Annotated in this window: 14 protein-coding genes and 1 pseudogene; 3 read left to right on the top strand and 12 right to left on the bottom strand. The window is 59.6% G+C overall.

All coding sequences use genetic code 11. The features are described 5' to 3' along the window. Window positions 1-58 precede the first annotated feature (58 nt). The 9 genes and pseudogenes from sucD to sdhC form a co-directional block, all read right to left on the bottom strand. Complete coding sequence (gene sucD, locus QAO71_RS06495) at window positions 59-940, bottom strand: succinate--CoA ligase subunit alpha (protein WP_036992518.1); 882 nt, start codon at window positions 938-940, stop codon at window positions 59-61. Further along, window positions 940-2,106: an ADP-forming succinate--CoA ligase subunit beta gene (gene sucC, locus QAO71_RS06490; protein ID WP_036992520.1), complete on the bottom strand. Its 1,167-nt coding sequence runs from the start codon at window positions 2,104-2,106 to the stop codon at window positions 940-942. Before sucC ends, sucD begins: the two co-directional genes overlap by 1 nt. A 204-nt stretch (window positions 2,107-2,310) precedes the next feature. After that, window positions 2,311-3,747, bottom strand: a complete 1,437-nt coding sequence (gene lpdA / locus QAO71_RS06485; RefSeq protein WP_074780099.1) for a dihydrolipoyl dehydrogenase — start codon at window positions 3,745-3,747, stop codon at window positions 2,311-2,313. 101 nt (window positions 3,748-3,848) lie between these two features. Further along, entirely contained in the window at window positions 3,849-5,096 is a 1,248-nt protein-coding gene (gene odhB / locus QAO71_RS06480; RefSeq protein WP_074780102.1) for a 2-oxoglutarate dehydrogenase complex dihydrolipoyllysine-residue succinyltransferase, read from the bottom strand. Between the two features lie 35 nt (window positions 5,097-5,131). Further along, entirely contained in the window at window positions 5,132-7,969 is a 2,838-nt protein-coding gene (locus QAO71_RS06475) for a 2-oxoglutarate dehydrogenase E1 component (RefSeq protein ID WP_280165522.1), read from the bottom strand. Between the two features lie 290 nt (window positions 7,970-8,259). Further along, window positions 8,260-8,964, bottom strand: coding sequence for a succinate dehydrogenase iron-sulfur subunit (locus QAO71_RS06470; protein ID WP_036992524.1), 705 nt, complete (start codon window positions 8,962-8,964; stop codon window positions 8,260-8,262). A gap of 11 nt (window positions 8,965-8,975) precedes the next feature. Next, window positions 8,976-10,747: pseudogene (sdhA, locus tag QAO71_RS06465) on the bottom strand (succinate dehydrogenase flavoprotein subunit). A 3-nt stretch (window positions 10,748-10,750) separates the two neighbouring features. Beyond that, window positions 10,751-11,119 (bottom strand): succinate dehydrogenase, hydrophobic membrane anchor protein, encoded by a 369-nt coding sequence (gene sdhD / locus QAO71_RS06460; protein ID WP_136869808.1) that lies wholly within the window; start codon window positions 11,117-11,119, stop codon window positions 10,751-10,753. Further along, window positions 11,113-11,499, bottom strand: a complete 387-nt coding sequence (sdhC, locus tag QAO71_RS06455) for a succinate dehydrogenase, cytochrome b556 subunit (RefSeq protein ID WP_136869964.1) — start codon at window positions 11,497-11,499, stop codon at window positions 11,113-11,115. The genes sdhD and sdhC overlap by 7 nt, the downstream gene beginning before the upstream one ends. 351 nt (window positions 11,500-11,850) lie before the next feature. On the opposite strand from sdhC, the gene gltA reads away from it, so the two are divergent. Continuing rightward, a complete protein-coding gene (gene gltA, locus QAO71_RS06450) occupies window positions 11,851-13,125 on the top strand; it encodes a citrate synthase (protein ID WP_136869807.1) in 1,275 nt (424 codons plus the stop codon). Window positions 13,126-13,186: 61 nt separating this feature from the next. On the opposite strand, the gene QAO71_RS06445 is transcribed toward gltA, so the two are convergent. After that, window positions 13,187-13,441, bottom strand: coding sequence for a YkgJ family cysteine cluster protein (locus tag QAO71_RS06445; protein ID WP_136869806.1), 255 nt, complete (start codon window positions 13,439-13,441; stop codon window positions 13,187-13,189). A gap of 59 nt (window positions 13,442-13,500) precedes the next feature. Next, window positions 13,501-14,373 (bottom strand): NAD(P)-dependent oxidoreductase, encoded by an 873-nt coding sequence (locus QAO71_RS06440; RefSeq protein WP_036992529.1) that lies wholly within the window; start codon window positions 14,371-14,373, stop codon window positions 13,501-13,503. Window positions 14,374-14,584: 211 nt separating this feature from the next. On the opposite strand from QAO71_RS06440, the gene QAO71_RS06435 reads away from it, so the two are divergent. Beyond that, entirely contained in the window at window positions 14,585-14,866 is a 282-nt protein-coding gene (locus QAO71_RS06435) for a pyrimidine/purine nucleoside phosphorylase (RefSeq protein WP_036992531.1), read from the top strand. A 46-nt stretch (window positions 14,867-14,912) separates the two neighbouring features. Here the strand turns inward: QAO71_RS06435 and QAO71_RS06430 are convergent, their stop codons facing one another. Beyond that, window positions 14,913-15,347 (bottom strand): thioesterase family protein, encoded by a 435-nt coding sequence (locus QAO71_RS06430; RefSeq protein WP_136869805.1) that lies wholly within the window; start codon window positions 15,345-15,347, stop codon window positions 14,913-14,915. Between the two features lie 145 nt (window positions 15,348-15,492). Here QAO71_RS06430 and QAO71_RS06425 point away from each other — a divergent pair, with 145 nt between their 5' ends. Beyond that, a complete protein-coding gene (locus tag QAO71_RS06425) occupies window positions 15,493-17,748 on the top strand; it encodes an Orn/Lys/Arg decarboxylase N-terminal domain-containing protein (protein ID WP_136869804.1) in 2,256 nt (751 codons plus the stop codon). The last annotated feature ends 105 nt before the right edge of the window (window positions 17,749-17,853 follow it).

Below are 17,853 nucleotides of genomic sequence, written 5' to 3'. Positions count from 1 at the left end.
CCTATCGCACCCACAAAAAAGCCCCGCCGAAGCGGGGCTTTTTAATGGCGCAGAAGTATTACTTCATTGCCCAGCCGGTCAGTTCCGACAGTGCCTTGCCGATATCGGCAAGCGAACGCACGGTCTTCACGCCAGCATCTTCCAGTGCGGCGAACTTCTCGTCGGCAGTACCCTTGCCGCCGGAGATGATCGCACCAGCGTGACCCATGCGCTTGCCTGCCGGAGCAGTAACACCTGCGATGTAGGACACAACCGGCTTGGTCACATTGGCCTTGATGTAGGCGGCAGCTTCTTCTTCAGCGCTACCACCGATCTCGCCGATCATGACGATCGCTTCGGTCTGCGGGTCGTTCTGGAACATTTCCAGAATGTCGATGAAGTTGGAGCCCGGGATCGGGTCACCACCGATACCAACACAGCTGGACTGACCGAAACCGGCGTCAGTGGTCTGCTTGACCGCTTCATAGGTCAGGGTGCCGGAGCGCGACACGATACCGACCTTGCCCGGCAGGTGGATGTGACCGGGCATGATGCCGATCTTGCTCTCGCCGGGGGTGATCACGCCCGGGCAGTTCGGCCCGATCAGACGCACGCCCAGTTCGTCACACTTGACCTTGGCATCCAGCATGTCGAGGGTAGCGATACCTTCGGTGATGCAGACAATCAGTTTGATACCAGCGTTAGCGGCTTCAAGGATGGAGTCCTTGCAGAACGGGGCCGGAACATAGATAACCGTTGCTTCAGCGCCAGTAGCCTGGACCGCTTCTTCAACAGTGTTGAACACGGGCAGACCCAGGTGAGTAGTACCGCCCTTACCAGGAGTAACACCACCAACCATCTTGGTGCCGTATTCGATGGCTTGCTCGGTGTGGAAGGAACCCTGGGAACCAGTGATACCCTGGCAGATTACCTTGGTGTTCTTGTCGATCAGGATGCTCATTACTTGCCCTCCGCCGCTTTCACGACCTGTACTGCAGCGTCGGTCAGACTGGTTGCAGCGATGATGTTCAAACCACTTTCGGCCAGGACCTTGGCGCCCAGGTCAGCATTGTTGCCTTCCAGACGTACCACGACCGGCACCTTCACACCTACGTCCTTGACTGCACCAATGATGCCTTCGGCAATCATGTCGCAACGAACGATACCGCCGAAGATGTTGACCAGAACCGCAGCCACATTGGTGTCGGACAGGATGATCTTGAACGCTTCGGTTACGCGCTCCTTGGTTGCGCCACCGCCAACATCGAGGAAGTTGGCCGGCTTGCCGCCGTGGTGGTTGACGATGTCCATGGTACCCATGGCCAGGCCAGCACCGTTGACCATGCAGCCGATGTTGCCGTCCAGCGCCACGTAGTTCAGTTCGAACTGGGCAGCGTGGGCTTCACGCGGATCGTCCTGGGACGGATCGTGCATGGCGCGCAGCTTGGGCTGACGGTACAGAGCGTTGGCATCGATGTTGATCTTGGCGTCCAGGCAGTGCAGGTTGCCGTCTTTCTTGATGACCAGCGGGTTGATTTCCAGCAGCGCCAGATCGTAGTCGGCAAACAGCTTGCCCAGACCGACGAAGATGTTGGTGAACTGCTTGATCTGGTCGCCTTTGAGGCCCAGTTTGAAAGCCAGGTCACGGCCCTGGTAGGGCTGCGGCCCAACCAGCGGGTCGATGGTAGCCTTGAGGATCTTCTCGGGAGTCTCCTCGGCGACCTTCTCGATTTCAACACCACCTTCGGTGGAGGCCATGAACACGATACGGCGAGTGGAACGGTCCACTACGGCACCCAGGTACAGTTCCTGGTCGATATCAGTGCAGGATTCAACCAGAATCTTGGCAACCGGCTGACCATTGGCGTCTGTCTGGTAGGTCACCAGGCGCTTGCCCAGCCACTGCTCAGCGAAGGCCTTGGCGTCTTCCTTGCTCTTGACCAGCTTCACACCGCCAGCCTTACCACGACCACCGGCATGCACCTGGGCCTTGACCACCCACTCAGTACCACCAATGGTATCGCACGCCTCGGCAGCTGCTTCGGGAGTCTCGACAGCAATGCCCTTGGAGACGGGAAGGCCGTACTCAGCGAACAGCTGCTTCCCCTGATATTCGTGAAGGTTCATTCTTTTGTACCGTTGTTCATATGAATTCAATAACGATGGCCCTACCGCACCACCGCCACCAGTCAGGCTGCCGGATCAGAAACCCGACACACCGGTTCACCCTCCCAGGGGTGATGGTCAATCCGTTGACCTTGCCTTGTGAATGGCAACCAGGCTACCGGCACGCCCCCTGCGGGACCTGCCGGCAGCAACCGGGAAGATTCTTCAGCGCTTCTTGCGGTTGGCGATGTGAATGGCCTGACCATTCACTGCCAGAGCAGCTTCCTTCATCGCTTCCGACATGGTCGGATGCGCAAAGACCATCATGCCCAGATCTTCAGCGCTGGTGCCGAATTCCATGGCAATGGCGCCCTGCTGTACCAGCTCGGCCGCGCTCGGGCCGATTACGTGTACACCCAGTACGCGATCGGACTTGGCGCAGGCGATGATCTTGACGAAACCACTGGTGTCGTTGGCAGCCATGGCACGACCGCTGGCAGCGAAGGGGAACACGCCGACGTTGACGTCAACGCCTTCGGCCTTCAACTGCTGCTCGTTCTGGCCAACCCAGGCGGCTTCCGGATGGGTGTAGATGACGGACGGGATCAGATCGTAGTTCATCTGAGCCTTGTGACCGGCGATGCGCTCGGCAACCACCACGCCCTCTTCCGACGCCTTGTGCGCCAGCATCAGACCGCGCACCACGTCACCGATAGCGTACACGCCCGGTACCGAGGTGGCGCAGTGATCGTCGACGTAGACATAGCCGCGCTCGTCCAGGGTAACACCGGAGTCGGCAGCCAGCAGATCGGTGGTGACCGGACGACGGCCAACGGCAACGATCAGCTTGTCGAAGGTGATTTCCTGATCGCCCTTGGCATCAGTGAACTTGACGGTAACTTCCTCGCCCTTGACATCACTGCCAGTGACGCGCGCGCCCAGCAGCACCTTCAGGCCCTGCTTGGTATAGATTTTCAGAGCTTCTTTGGACAGCTGCTCGTCAGCTGCGGGCAGGAACTTGTCCAGCGCCTCGATGACGGTCACTTCCGCACCCAGACGGGACCACACCGAACCCAGCTCCAGACCGATGACGCCAGCGCCGATCACGCCCAGACGTGCCGGAACCGCTTCGAAGTCCAGGGCACCAGTGGAGTCGACGATGATCTTCTGATCCACCGGAGCCGGCGGAATTTCGACCGGACGGGAGCCGGAAGCCAGAATGACGTTTTCAGCGGCCAGCACTTCGCTGCTGCCGTCTTCCTTGGTGACTTCGACCTGCTTGCCGGCCAGCAGCTTGCCGTGACCCTGGTAAACAGTGACGCCATTGGCCTTGAGCAGCCCGGCAACACCGCCGGTGAGGTTCTTGACGATCTGATCCTTGCGGCCAATCATCGTGCTGACGTCCATCTTCACTTCGCCAGTGCTGATGCCATGAACCTGGAATGCATCCTTTGCCTCATGGTATTTCCAGGAGCTGTCCAGTAGCGCCTTGGAAGGAATGCAACCCACGTTCAGGCAGGTGCCACCCAGGGCCAGCTTGTCATCCTTGCCTTTGTACTTTTCGATACAGGCTGTCTTGAGACCCAGCTGGGCAGCGCGGATAGCGGCTACGTAGCCTCCCGGGCCTGAACCGATGACCACTACATCAAATTTATCGCTCATAAACCAATTCCTCTTTTTGCAGCTATGTGCTCAAGGCTGCCGGTGGGATCGCCACCAGCAGCTTGCCGCTTGATGCGTTGAAGCCTGACACCGATGCTGGATCAGATGTCCAGCAGCATGCGCGCCGGGTCTTCCAGCAGTTCCTTGATGGCGACCAGGAAGCTCACCGCTTCCTTGCCATCGATCAGGCGGTGGTCATAGGACAGCGCCAGATACATCATCGGCAGGATCACCACCTGACCGTCAACGGCCATCGGACGATCCTGGATCTTGTGCATGCCCAGGATCGCCGCCTGTGGCGGGTTGACGATCGGTGAGGACAACAGGGAACCGAACACACCACCGTTGGAGATAGTGAAGGTGCCGCCAGTCATTTCTTCCATGGACAGCTTGCCGTCACGCGCCTTGCGACCGTACTCGGCAATGGTACCTTCGACCTGTGCCAGATTCATGAATTCAGTGTTACGCAGTACCGGCACCACCAGGCCGCGATCACTGGATACGGCAACGCCGATGTCCTGGTAACCGTGGTAGACGATGTCCTTGCCATCGATCGAGGCGTTGACTGCCGGATAGCGCTTCAGCGCCTCGGTAGCAGCCTTGACGAAGAAGGACATGAAGCCCAGACGCACACCGTTGTGCTTCTTCTCGAACAGGTCCTTGTACTTCTTGCGCAGGTCCATGATCGGCTTCATGTTGATTTCGTTGTAGGTGGTCAACATGGCCATGCTGGACTGTGCTTCGACCAGACGCTCAGCGATGCGGGCGCGCAGGCGGGTCATGGGCACGCGCTTCTCGACGCGGTCACCTTCGCTCAGCACCACGCTGGACGCAGCGGCAGCAGCAGGCTTGGCAGCCGGTGCAGCGGCTGCGGCCGGAGCAGATTTCTTCGCTTCGATGGCGTTGAGCACGTCTTCCTTGGTGATGCGACCACCCTTGCCGGTACCCTTGATGTCCGCCGGGTTCAGGCCATTTTCCTCGGCCAGCTTGCGGGCTGCGGGGTTCAGCAGTTGCTCGTCGCCTTCGCTGTCAGTGGCGGCAGAAGCAGCAGGTGCAGCGGCGGCAGCCGGAGCAGCGGCCGGGGCGGCAGCGGCTTGGGGAGCAGCAGCGCCGCCTTCATTCAGGGTACCCAGCAGCTCGGCGCTCAGTACGGTTTCGCCTTCGCCCTTGATGATCTCGCCCAATACGCCGTCAGCCTCGGCCAACACTTCCAGAACCACCTTGTCGGTCTCGATATCGACGATCAGATCATCACGCTTGACGGCATCGCCAGGCTGCTTGTGCCAGGTTGCAACAGTACCGTCGGCAACCGATTCGGGAAATGTGGGGGCCTTGATTTCAATAGCCATTGTCGATCCTTAAATAAACAGTGTTATGCAGAGGCTCAAGCGTAGAGCGCATCTTGCAGGAGTTTCGCTTGTTCTTCCGCATGGACGGAGGGATAGCCACCGGCAGGTGCCGCGGAAGCCTCTCGTCCAGCGTAGTCCAGATACAGATTGCTGACGCTGTGCTGTGCCAGTACCCGACGCATGTGATGCTGGCTGCAGTACCAGGCGCCCTGGTTCATGGGCTCTTCCTGACACCAGACCACTTTCTGCAGGTTGGTGTAGGGTGCCAGCACCTCGGCCAGATCGTCCTCGGGGAACGGATACAGTTGCTCGATACGGACAATGGCAACATTCTCGTTCTCATCAGCACGACGTTTTTCCAGCAGGTCGTAGTACACCTTGCCGCTGCACATGACTACGCGATCCACCTTCGCCGGATCGATCGCATCGGCTTCGGGAATCACGGTCTGGAAGGATCCTTCAGCCAGATCTTCCAGGGTCGAGATTGCCAGTTTATGACGCAACAGAGACTTGGGCGTCAGTACTACCAGCGGCTTGCGCAGCGGACGGATCACCTGACGGCGCAGCAGATGGTAGATCTGAGCTGGCGTGGTCGGTACGCAGACCTGGATGTTCTGCTCGGCGCACAGCTGCAGGAAACGCTCCAGGCGTGCCGAGGAGTGCTCCGGCCCCTGACCTTCATAGCCGTGCGGCAGCAGCATGGTCAGGCCGCACAGGCGACCCCACTTGTGCTCGCCGCTGGTGATGAACTGGTCGATAACCACCTGTGCACCGTTGGCGAAGTCACCGAACTGTGCTTCCCAGACCACCAGCGCGTTGGGCGTGGTGGTGGCGTAGCCGTACTCGAATGCCAGCACCGCTTCTTCCGACAACAGCGAGTCGTAGATATCGAAGCGCGGCTGGTTCTCGCTCAGGTTGGCCAGCGGGACGTAGGCGCCCTGCTCTTTCTGGTTGTGCAGCACCGCATGACGATGGGAGAAAGTACCGCGGCCCACGTCCTGACCCGTGATGCGCACCGGATGACCTTCATGTACCAGCGTGGCATAAGCCATGGTCTCGGCGAAGCCCCAGTTCAGGGCCAGGCCGCCGGCCGCCATCTTGCGCCGATCATCGACGATCTTGGAAACCTGACGTTGTACCACCAGGCCATCCGGCAGGTCATTCAGGCGATTGGCCAGTTCCTGCAGCGTCTTGAGATCAAAGCGGGTATCGTGACGCGCGGTCCACTGATGCCCCAGGTAGGGAGCCCAGTTAACGAAGGAACCGGTGTCGGGTTCCTTGACCAGGCTCTTGACCACGTGGTCACCGTTGTCCAGCGCGTTACGGTATTCCTCGATCCGCGCCTGCACCGCTTCCGCATCCAGCACACCTTCTTCAACCAGGCGATTGGCATAGATCTCACGGGTAGTCGGATGCTTGGCGATGATCGCGTACATGCGCGGCTGGGTGCCGGACGGCTCATCCGCTTCGTTGTGACCACGACGGCGGTAGCACACCAGATCGATCACCACGTCACGCTTGAACTGCATGCGGTAGTCGACTGCCAGCTGAGTCACGAACAGTACCGCTTCCGGATCGTCACCGTTGACGTGGAAGATCGGCGCCTGAATCATCTTGGCGATATCGGTGCAATACTCGGTGGAACGGGCATCATCCTGGCGGCTGGTGGTGAAGCCGACCTGGTTGTTGACCACGATATGAATGGTGCCACCGGTCTTGTAGGCGCGGGTCTGGGACATCTGGAATGTCTCCATGACCACACCCTGCCCGGCGAATGCCGCATCACCATGAATGCTGATCGGCACTACCTTGTCACCAGCGGTATCCTTGCGGCGATCCTGACGGGCACGCACCGACCCTTCCACCACCGGAGAGACGATTTCCAGGTGCGAGGGGTTGAACGACAGCGCCAGATGCACTTCACCGCCGGAGGTCATGACGTTCGAGGAAAAGCCCTGGTGGTACTTCACATCACCGGAGCCCAGGTCGATCATCTTCTTGCCTTCGAACTCGTCGAACAGATCACGCGGGTTCTTGCCCAGGGTGTTGATCAGCACGTTGAGGCGGCCACGGTGGGCCATGCCCAGAACCACCTCATTGACACCGTAGGAGCCGGAACGCTGGATGATCTCGTCGAGCATCGGAATCAGGCTCTCGCCGCCTTCCACACCAAAGCGTTTGGTACCGGGATATTTGGTGCCCAGGTACTTTTCCAGGCCTTCGGCCGCGGTCAGGCGCTCAAGCAGATGGCGCTTGCTCTCCACCGAGTGCTGCGGCTTGCCGCGTACGCTTTCCAGACGCTGCTGGAACCAGCGACGCTGGTTGGAATCGACGATGTGCATGTATTCAGCACCGTAGGTGCTGCAATAGGTCGATTTCAGCGCATCGAGGATTTCGCGAAGGGGAGCTTCTTCCTTGCCGATATTCAGTTCGCCGGTACGGAACACAGTGTCCAGGTCGGCATCGGTCAGACCGTACTCGGCCAATGTCAGATCAGCGATCTCTTCCCGCTCCCACAGACCCAGAGGGTCAAGGGGAGATGCTTGATGGCCCCGCATCCGATAGGCCTGAATCAGGCGCAGAACGCCTACCTGCTTCTTGTCACGCTCACTGCTGACCTGGCCACCGCTGACCGCCTGAGGGCGTCGGGTGTTCCGGGCGAGCGACAGAAAGTGCTCACGGATAGTGGAGTGGGAAATATCCGATCCAGTGAAACCGTTGATCTGGGGCAGCTTGTCGAAGTAGCTGCGCCATTCCTCGGCGACACCGTTGGGATCGTGCAGATAGAGCTCATAGAGCTCTTCAACATAGGAGGCATTCCCACCGGATAGGTGAGAGGTACTCCACAGCTGCTGCATTTCGCTGTCTGGCATGCTTGGTCACCCTCTATAAGGGGACACCACCTGGCGCAAAGACCATTAATAGGCAAAATGAATTGCCCTCCGTGCAGAACAGTCAGATGAGCATTCGGCATTGTCCCTGCCAGTCGCCCTGCTCTGTCACATTCCGCGAAACCGGAATATTGCCGGCCCCGACAGATAGTTCGGGTGTTACCCGTTGCCCCTGTTGGTTTAGGTACTAACAAACCGCAGCTTTGTGGGCGCGGTTCGATTTGTTCGGGTTACCAGCTCCGTTGCCGGAGCTGGAACGATTCACTTACTGATCAGGTACCGCTCTGCAACAGCATGTTGCGAATGTGGCCGATAGCACGAGTCGGGTTCAGACCCTTGGGGCACACATTAACGCAGTTCATGATACCGCGGCAGCGAAACACACTGAACGGGTCATCCAGCGCTGCCAGACGATTCTCGGTCTCGGTGTCGCGGCTGTCCGCCAGGAAGCGGTAAGCCTGCAACAGTCCCGCGGGGCCGATGAACTTGTCCGGGTTCCACCAGAACGACGGGCAGGAGGTGGAACAGCATGCACAGAGAATACACTCGTACAGGCCATCCAGCTTCTCCCGCTCTTCCGGCGACTGCAGACGCTCGATAGCCGGCGCCGGCGTGTCGTTCTGCAGATACGGCTGAACTTTCTCGTACTGCTTGTAGAAGATGCTCATATCGACGACCAGGTCACGGATTACCGGCAAACCTGGCAACGGACGCAGCACCAGCTTGTTGTTCTTCACTACGCTAGACAGCGGAGTAATACAAGCGAGGCCGTTTTTGCCATTGATGCTCATGCCGTCGGAACCGCAGACACCTTCACGGCAGGCGCGGCGGAAACCCAGACCCGCATCCTGCTCCTTGGCCAGCTGCAGCACATCCAGCACCATCAGGTCTTTACCTTCGGTGTCGACCTGAAAATCCTGCATGTAAGGAGCCTTGTCGGTCTCCGGGTTGTAACGATAGATACTGACTTGCAACATACCGGACCCCCTTAGTAAGTGCGGATTTTAGGTTCAAACACCGGAACGGTTTTCGGTGCGAAGTTGACGCTACGCTTGGTCAGCTGCTTGGTCTGCGGATGGAACATGCTGTGGCACAGCCAGTTCTCATCGTCACGATCTTCGTAGTCTTCACGAGCGTGGGCGCCACGGCTTTCCTTCCGCGCTTCAGCGGCGATAGCGGTCGCTTCGGCCACTTCCAGCAGGTTCTGCAGTTCCAGCGCTTCGATCCGCGCAGTGTTGAACGCGTTGCTCTTGTCGTCGATCTTGACGTTGGCAATACGCTCGCGCAGGCTCTCCAGCTCCTTGATGCCCTTCTGCATGTATTCACCAGTACGGAATACACCGAAGTAGTTCTGCATGCAGTTCTGCAGTTCCTTGCGCAGGGGCGCAACTTCTTCACCCGTGGTACGGGTGTTGATGCCGGACAGGCGAGCCAGGGAGGCATCGATGTCGGACTCGGAAGCACCGCGGTAGTCGATACCTTCCTTCAGTGCGCTTTCCAGGTGCAGACCGGCAGCGCGACCGAAGACCACCAGGTCGAGCAGCGAGTTGCCACCCAGGCGGTTGGCGCCGTGTACGGATACGCAGGCCACTTCGCCAACGGCGAACAGACCATCGATGATGTGATCGTTGCCGGCGGTATCCTGGGTAATCGCCTGACCATGAATGTTGGTGGCAACACCACCCATCATGTAATGGCAGGTCGGTACGACAGGTACCGGAGCGGTAACCGGGTCAACGTGGGCGAAGGTCTTGGACAGCTCACAGATACCCGGCAGGCGGCTGTGCAGTACTTCTTCACCCAGGTGATCCAGCTTCAGCATCACGTGGTCGCCATCCGGGCCACAGCCGTTGCCAGCCAGGATTTCCTTGACCATGGAGCGGGCCACAACGTCACGACCGGCAAGGTCCTTGGCGTTTGGCGCATAACGCTCCATGAAGCGCTCACCGTGCTTGTTGATCAGGTATCCACCTTCACCACGGCAACCTTCGGTAACCAGTACCCCGGCACCGGCGATGCCGGTCGGGTGGAACTGCCACATTTCCATGTCCTGTACCGGCACACCAGCGCGCAGCGCCATGCCGACACCGTCACCGGTGTTGATCAGGGCGTTGGTAGTAGAGGCATAGATGCGGCCCGCGCCACCGGTGCCAGTACGGTGGCCTTGGAGCGGATGTAGACGGTTTCGCCGGTTTCGATGCAGATGGCGATAACACCGACGACGGCGCCGTCCTGGTTCTTCACCAGATCAACTGCGTACCATTCGTTGAGGAAGGTGGTGTTGTGCTTGATGTTGGCCTGATACAGGGTGTGCAGCAGCGCGTGACCAGTACGGTCGGCAGCGGCACAGGTACGGGCAGCCTGGCCGCCGTTACCATAATCCTTGGACTGGCCACCGAACGGACGCTGATAGATGCGGCCCTGCTCGGTACGGGAGAACGGCAGGCCCATGTGCTCGAGCTCGAACACGGCTTCGGGGCCTACGGAACACATGTATTCGATCGCGTCCTGGTCACCGATGTAGTCGGAACCCTTGACGGTGTCGTACATGTGCCAGCGCCAGTCGTCATTCGGGTCCGCCGAGGCGATGGCACAAGTGATGCCGCCCTGGGCGGATACTGTGTGCGAACGGGTCGGGAACACCTTGGTTACCACAGCAGTCTTGTGACCACCCTGGGCCAGCTGCAGCGCTGCACGCATGCCAGCACCACCACCACCAACGATGATGGCGTCAAAAGTCAAAGTACGAATATTAGCCATTGATCAAATACCCCACAGGATCTGTACACCCCAGACGAACAGCACGAACATCGCCAGACCGCAAACCACCTGGAACAGGAAGCGCAGTACGGTGGCGGCTTTGCCGAAAGCCATAGGCGTCAGGTAGTCGGTAGAAATGGTCCACATACCGACCCAGGAATGCACGCTCAACGCGACCAGCGTCAGCAGACTGAAGATGCGCATGGCGTTGTTACTGAACAGACCCTGCCACTCGGCATAGGTCAGACCCGGATTGAGAATCAGGTAACCGAGCAGAAACAGCGTATAGGCTGCCAGCAGTACGGCGGAAACGCGTTGCGCCATCCAATCATACAGGCCGCTGCGCGACAGGTTGGTGACGTTGGTTACCATATCCATACTCCCAGAAGAACAATCAGAATGACGGCGATGACGATCACCAGCTTGGAGCCGAGACGGCCACCTTCCAGGCTTTCACCGACACCAGCATCCATCACCAGGTGACGAATACCCGCTACCAGGTGATACAGCAGGGCAGACAGAACACCCCAGAGCACCAGCTTGGCGAACGGATTTTGCAGGCATGCCTTGACTTGCTCGAAACCGGCTTCGGAACTCAGAGAAGTGCTCAGCATCCAAAGCAGACCTGCAATGGCGATGAACAGGATGACTCCCGAAACTCGGTGAGCAATAGACGTATAGGCGGTAACAGGAAGCTTGATTGTCCTGAGATCTAGATTGACAGGTCTTTTGCTATTCACGGCTATCTTCACACTCATGGCCCTGTGGTCAGGGCTGGTTATAGGAAGGTGTGGGTCACACCCAAATGACGCGCGGCGCAGCTTCATGAAAGAAGCCGAATGGGTCACTTTTGCCGGTCAAGGAGTATAGTGATTCGGGCGCCTGATTACAATCCGCAAAACCCCTGCCCTCGGCCTTCCCGCCTGGACGTCAGCAAGCTTGCTGCGACAATTGCGCGCATCCTCGTTTACCAATGAAACCTTTGAATAACGTCGATTTGGAAACTCAATCTGTAGAATTGACAAACGGGTTTTTGACTTTATAGTGATGCGGGCCCTGCGTGGGGGGTCACACTTTCGATACAGCAAAACAGGAGGCCATCAATGGCTGACAAAAAAGCGCAGTTGATCATCGAGGGCGCTGCCCCCATCGATCTGCCTGTCTATTCGGGCACTTTGGGTCCAGACGTCATAGATGTTCGCGGCCTGACAGCCGAAGGCGTCTTCACTTTCGATCCCGGGTTCATGGCGACGTCTTCCTGCGAATCCAAGATCACCTTCATTGATGGCGACAACGGAATTCTCTTGCATCGGGGCTACCCGATCGAACAGCTGGCGGAAAAGTCAGACTTTCTCGAAACCTGCTATCTGCTGCTCAAGGGCGAGCTGCCCACCGCGGAAGAGAAGCAGAAATTCGACAGCACCATCAAGAACCACACCATGGTGCACGAGCAGCTGAAGAACTTTCTCAACGGCTTCCGCCGCGATGGCCACCCAATGGCCATCATGTGCGGCGTAGTGGGTGCCCTGTCCGCCTTCTACCACGACTCGCTGGACATCAATAACGCTCAGCATCGCGAAATCTCGGCCATTCGCCTGATCGCCAAGATGCCGACCATCGCCGCCATGGTCTACAAGTACTCCATGGGCCAGCCGCTGATGTACCCGAACAACGAGCTGAGCTACTCGGAAAACTTCCTGCACATGATGTTCAACACCCCGGCCGAGATCAAGCCGATCGATCCGATCCTGGCCCGTGCCATGGACCGCATCTTCGTGCTGCACGCCGACCATGAGCAGAATGCCTCGACCTCTACCGTCCGCCTGGCGGGTTCCACCGGTGCCAACCCCTTCGCCTGTGTCGCCGCCGGCATCGCCGCGCTGTGGGGACCGGCTCATGGGGGCGCCAACGAAGCCGTGCTGCGCATGCTGGATGAAATCGGTGATGTATCCAACATCGATACCTTCATCGCCAAGGCCAAGGACAAGGACGACCCCTTCAAGCTGATGGGCTTCGGCCACCGCGTGTACAAGAACTTCGACCCGCGCGCCAAGGTCATGAAAGAGACCTGTGACGAGGTATTGGGCCTGCTGGGCATCAATGATCCGCAGCTGGAACTGGCCATGAAGCTCGAAGAAATCGCCCTGAGCGATCCCTACTTCGTCGAGCGCAACCTGTACCCGAACGTCGATTTCTACTCCGGCATCATTCTCAAGGCCATCGGCATTCCTGCCGAGCTGTTCACCGTGATCTTCGCCACCGGCCGCACCCCGGGCTGGATCGCGCACTGGAACGAGATGATCAGCAATCCGTACAAGATCGGTCGTCCGCGCCAGCTGTACACCGGCCACACCAAGCGCGACTACCCGAACAACTAAGTCGCCGCTCAGGTATAAAAAAGCCCGCAGATGCGGGCTTTTTTGTGTCTGGCTGGCAACCTCAGCAAGCTGTGGCCTGCTCCCACCAGGTCAGGATCTGCAACGCCTCTTCGGCATTGTTGCCACATACCTGCTCATCGGCCATGAAGCCCGCGCAGACTGCCGGCCGATCCGGAGAGTGAAAGATATTGCAGCGCCGATCCGCGGCCAGGTGGATACAGGCCATACCCGCCGGCTTGCCCTGGGGCATGCCGGGGATGGGTGAAGTAATAGAGGGCGCTACGCAGCAAGCACCACAGCCTTCTCGACATTTCATGGAAGCACAGCATCTCGTGACGGAATACGGGAACGCCCGATGGCCGGGCGCCGCGTATTTTATTTTCCGTTCTTGAGTCTGGCAATCAGACTTGATGTATCCCAGCGATTACCGCCCATCTGCTGCACATCGGCATAAAACTGATCCACCAGCGCCGTGACCGGCAACTGCGCACCATTGCGGCGGGATTCATCCAGCACGATGGCCAGGTCCTTGCGCATCCAGTCCACGGCAAAGCCGAAGTCATACTCACCGGCCAGCATGCTCTTGTGACGGTTCTCCATCTGCCAGGACTGAGCGGCGCCCTTGCTGATCACCGAGACCACCGCTTCTCCGTCCAGACCGGCACATTCGGCAAAATTCAGCGCCTCGGCCAGCCCCTGTACCACGCCGGCAATGCAGATCTGGTTGACCATCTTGGTCAGCTGACCACTGCCTACCGGGCCCATCAGACGAATCATTCTGGAGTAATGATGGATAACCGGCCGCGCGAGATCGAACACCGACTCCTCACCGCCGACCATGACTGTCAATTGGCCATGCTCAGCTCCCGCTTGCCCGCCCGATACCGGCGCGTCGAGAAAACCCACGCCCCGCTCAGCAGCCAGTTGCGCCACCTGACGTGCCACACCTGCCGAGGCAGTGGTGTGATCGACGATAACCGTGCCAGTGCGCGCCCCGGCAAGAATACCCTCCGGCCCGTCCACCACCTGCAGCAGGTCCTGATCATTGCCCACGCAGACCATTACAAAATCCTGCTCCGCCGCCGCTTCCGCTGGCGTAGCACAGGCCCTGCCACCGTATTCTGCTACCCAGGCCGCCGCTTTTTCAGCTGAGCGGTTGTATACCGTCACCTCGTGTCCGGCCCGGGCCAGATGCCCCGCCATCGGATACCCCATTACCCCAAGACCTACAAAGGCTACATTGGCCATACAGACTCCCCGATTCATCAATTCGATTCCTGCCCCCGGACTCATGCGGCATGGTAGTTCAGGACATACCGGAGGACGACCGCTGGATCATAGCAGGCTTGAGGTCATCGGCCAGCCACACGGGGGCGATCGCCATCGATTCCGGCTCTGGTTGGCGAGCAGCGCGACAGGCATAATGTGCGCCCTTTTACGCCGTCCACGGAGTCACCGGATGTTCAATACCAATCAGTATTTCGAAGGAAAAGTAGCTTCCATTGCCTTTCGCCAGCCCGAAGGCGCGGCCACTGTCGGCGTCATGGCCCCCGGCGAATACGAATTCGGCACCGGCAGCCTGGAAATCATGCATGTCATCACCGGCCAACTGACCGTCAAGCTGCCCGGCAGTGATGTCTGGGAAGAGTTCGGCGCCGGCACCCGGTTCACTGTGCCGGCCAACAGCCGCTTCAATCTGCAGGTAGCGCAGGATACCGCCTACCTGTGTGAGTATCGCTAAAGGCTGACAGCCCTGGCGTCGCGCAGCCTGCGCGACGCCTCACCCGTCAGGCGCTGGCAATCGCCTTGCCATACAACTCGATGAACTCAGGAGGCATCCGGCGCGGCCGCCCGCTACTGAGCTCGACACAGGCGAACGTGGTATTGGCACGCAACAGCGTGGCACCATCGCGCGGCCGGCATAGCTGAAATTGGCGCGTCATGCGCAGCTTGCTGTCCCAGCTGACGATCCAGGTGCCCATCTGCAGTTCTTCATCCAGGTAACCCGCGGCCAGATAATCGATCTCGTGGCGCACCACCACCATCGCCCGGTCCAGTTGCTGATATTCGTCCAGGCCCAGGCCGAGCGACCTGGAATGCCGCCAGGCGCAACGCTCCAGCCAGCGCACATAGACAGCATTGTTGGCGTGTCCCAGCTCGTCGATATCCTCTGGCTGCACACGAATCTCATCGATAAAGGGGTTTTCCAGATCCCATTTCACACTCGGTCTCCCGGCAAAGCACAACGTAGGGTGTGCAGCATACCATCCCCCGCCCCGGCAGCGGTGCCATGCTACCGCTGCAACGAGCTTGCCAATACCCCGTCGCAGCACAACACTGTGAGATAGATCCCATACAGGAGGCGGCATGTTCAAGCACCTGCATTTCCCGATTCTGGTCATCAATCCCGACTGCGGGCGCGGCAATGTCGCCGGCCAGCAACTCAATGAACTGTTCGATGCACTGCGTCACGAGGGCTTTGAAGTGCTGGCCACTACGTCCCTGGATGAAGGGCGGCTGGTTGCCGAAGCGCATCGCGGCCTGTCGTGCATTCTGTTCGGCGCTGAAAATGACGACCAGCACGGGCTGGAGCCGGTACGCAAACTGTTCGCCGCCGCCCATTCGCGCTCGCCGGAACTGCCGATCATGGCGCTGAGCACCGCCCAGGCCCTGGATAATCAGTTACTCAGCAATCTGCGCGACCTGCACCAACTGCGCGGCATCATCTATCTGTTCGAAGACACCATGCCCTTTATTGCCGGCCAGATTGCCCGCACCGCCCGCGCCTACCTGTCGCAGCTGCTGCCGCCATTCTTCAAGGCCCTGCTCGACTACACCGGCCGCGCCAGCTATTCCTGGCACTCCCCCGGTCATGGCGGCGGCGTAGCTTTCCGCAAGAGCCCGGTGGGCCGGGCCTTCCATGACTTCTTTGGGGAAAATACGCTGCGTTCCGACCTCTCGGTATCGGTCCCGGGCCTGGGCTCGCTGCTGGATCACAACGGCCCCATCGCCGAGGCCGAGGCCAACACCGCCCGCACCTTCGGCGCGGACCACAGCTTCTATGTGATCAACGGCACCTCCACCGCCAACAAGATCATCTGGCATGCCTTCGTCACCCGTGACGATGTGGTGCTGGTCGACCGCAACTGCCACAAATCGATTCTGCATGCCATCACCATGACCGGTGCCATTCCGGTGTACCTGACGGGCTCGCGCAACGACTATGGCATCATCGGCCCCATCAGCCTGGATTCGTTCTCACCCCAGAATCTGCGCCAGCGGCTGGCCGAGCATCCGCTGCTGCAGGGCCGGGAGCCTCGCATTCGCCTGGCCGTGCTGACCAACTCCACCTACGATGGGCTGTGCTACAACGCCGAGCTGATCAAGGATGAGTTGGAAGATGCCGTCGAAGTGCTGCATTTCGACGAAGCCTGGTACGGCTACGCCGCCTTCCACGAGTTCTACGCCGGCCGCCACGGCATGGGCAGCAAGCGCGGCTTCGAGCGCGCCAAACATCCATTGGTGTTCGCCACCCAATCACCACACAAGGTATTGGCTGCCCTGTCCCAGGCCTCGATCATCCTCGCCGAGAACAGCGTCGAGCAGCAGCTGGACGTAGAGCGCTTCAATGAAGCCTTCATGATGCATACCTCTACCTCGCCGCATTACGGCATCATCGCCTCGATCGACGTGGCCACCGGCATGATGGCCGGCGAACCCGGCCGCTCGCTGGTGCAGGAAACACTCGATGAGGCCCTGTCCTTCCGTCGAGCCATGCAGCAGACCGCCGAGCGACTGGCAGAGGACCAATGGTGGTTCGATGTCTGGGAGCCGGAACAGGCCTTGGACAGCGAAGAATTGGAGGCCTGTGACTGGACGCTGGACCATCAGGCCGAATGGCACGGCTTCGGTGACATGGCCGACGACTACGCCCTGCTCGACCCGATCAAGGTCACCCTGCTCACCCCCGGTGTCGAAGAGCACGGCCGGCTGGGCCGTACCGGCATACCGGCTGCCATCGTCACCCGCTTCCTTGCCGAACGCGGGCTGGTAGTGGAGAAAACCGGCCTGTACTCCTTTCTGATCCTGTTCTCGCTGGGCATCACCAAAGGCAAATGGAGCGCTCTGGTCTCGGAACTGCAGGAGTTCAAACGCCTCTACGACAGCAACGCCCCGCTCGACCTCACCCTGCCGGCCATCGCCCGCGGCGGCCACTACCCGGCGCTCGGCCTGCGCGATCTCTGTCAGGAACTGCACCGCTTCTACAAGGAGCAGCGCATGGTACGGGTCCTCCGGCAGATCTACACCGAACTGCCCGAGATCGTTGTGCGCCCCGCCGACGCCTGGCAACAGATGGTCCGCGGCCAGGTGGAAATGGTCCCGGTCGACGCCCTCGCCGGCCGCATCAGCGCCGTCATGCTCGTCCCCTACCCGCCCGGCATCCCGGTCATCATGCCCGGCGAACGCTTCCCTGATGACAGCAGCGCGATCACCGATTACCTGCGCATCGCCCTCGCCCAGGATCAGCAGTTTCCCGGATTTGAAAGCGATATACATGGGTTGCGGCCGATACTGCAGGAGGATGGGAGCATGCGGCACTTCGTGGATTGCCTGGTGGAGTGATAAGGGGGCGACCAGCACGCACCGCTGAATATCCTCTGCCAGCACCCATGGCTCTTTCTACATTTCTCCGTGCAAAACGCTTCGTTTTCCGATGGGTTTGACTGG

It is taken from the genome of Halopseudomonas sp. SMJS2, assembly GCF_029866945.1.
Taxonomy (GTDB): domain Bacteria; phylum Pseudomonadota; class Gammaproteobacteria; order Pseudomonadales; family Pseudomonadaceae; genus Halopseudomonas; species Halopseudomonas bauzanensis.
Note: the sequence above shows the minus strand (reverse complement) of the source record. Positions and strands in the feature narration are given on the sequence as shown.

Excerpts from the sequence above, each read along its gene's own strand:
- QAO71_RS06445 (WP_136869806.1), bottom strand. The coding sequence starts at position 13,441 with ATGAAATGTCGAGAAGGCTGTGGTGCTTGCTGCGTAGCGCCCTCTATT.
- QAO71_RS06475 (WP_280165522.1), bottom strand. The coding sequence starts at position 7,969 with ATGCCAGACAGCGAAATGCAGCAGCTGTGGAGTACCTCTCACCTATCC.
- QAO71_RS06435 (WP_036992531.1), top strand. The coding sequence starts at position 14,585 with ATGTTCAATACCAATCAGTATTTCGAAGGAAAAGTAGCTTCCATTGCC.
- odhB (WP_074780102.1), bottom strand. The coding sequence starts at position 5,096 with ATGGCTATTGAAATCAAGGCCCCCACATTTCCCGAATCGGTTGCCGAC.
- gltA (WP_136869807.1), top strand. The coding sequence starts at position 11,851 with ATGGCTGACAAAAAAGCGCAGTTGATCATCGAGGGCGCTGCCCCCATC.
- QAO71_RS06425 (WP_136869804.1), top strand. The coding sequence starts at position 15,493 with ATGTTCAAGCACCTGCATTTCCCGATTCTGGTCATCAATCCCGACTGC.
- sucC (WP_036992520.1), bottom strand. The coding sequence starts at position 2,106 with ATGAACCTTCACGAATATCAGGGGAAGCAGCTGTTCGCTGAGTACGGC.
- QAO71_RS06470 (WP_036992524.1), bottom strand. The coding sequence starts at position 8,964 with ATGTTGCAAGTCAGTATCTATCGTTACAACCCGGAGACCGACAAGGCT.
- sdhD (WP_136869808.1), bottom strand. The coding sequence starts at position 11,119 with ATGGTAACCAACGTCACCAACCTGTCGCGCAGCGGCCTGTATGATTGG.
- sucD (WP_036992518.1), bottom strand. The coding sequence starts at position 940 with ATGAGCATCCTGATCGACAAGAACACCAAGGTAATCTGCCAGGGTATC.
- lpdA (WP_074780099.1), bottom strand. The coding sequence starts at position 3,747 with ATGAGCGATAAATTTGATGTAGTGGTCATCGGTTCAGGCCCGGGAGGC.
- QAO71_RS06440 (WP_036992529.1), bottom strand. The coding sequence starts at position 14,373 with ATGGCCAATGTAGCCTTTGTAGGTCTTGGGGTAATGGGGTATCCGATG.